Annotated in this window: 1 protein-coding gene; it reads left to right on the top strand. The window is 40.8% G+C overall.

Annotation, left to right across the window (positions count from 1 at the left end; all coding sequences use genetic code 11):
- On the top strand, positions 1–207 hold a 207-nt coding region (yajC, locus tag AB4585_RS23610), incomplete at its 5' end, for a preprotein translocase subunit YajC (protein ID WP_372171202.1).
- Positions 208–228 lie beyond the last annotated feature (21 nt).

Below are 228 nucleotides of genomic sequence, written 5' to 3'. Positions count from 1 at the left end.
AAGCGTGTTAAAGAGCACAAAAACCTAATCGCTTCTATGGGCAAGGGTGATGAAGTTCTAACTAGCGGTGGTCTAGTGGGTAAGATTTCTTCAATCTCAGAAGAGAATGATTTTCTTGCTATCGAACTGAACCCAAATAACGAAGTTGTAATCAAAAAGGACTTTGTTACTGCAGTGCTACCAAAAGGTACGCTGAAATCTCTTTAAGAACAGCTAGAGGATCCTCGC

Origin of the sequence: Vibrio sp. 10N.222.49.C9 (assembly GCF_041474985.1) — a bacterium.
In the GTDB taxonomy this organism is placed as follows: Bacteria; Pseudomonadota; Gammaproteobacteria; order Enterobacterales; family Vibrionaceae; genus Vibrio; species Vibrio crassostreae_C.
Note: the sequence above shows the minus strand (reverse complement) of the source record. Positions and strands in the feature narration are given on the sequence as shown.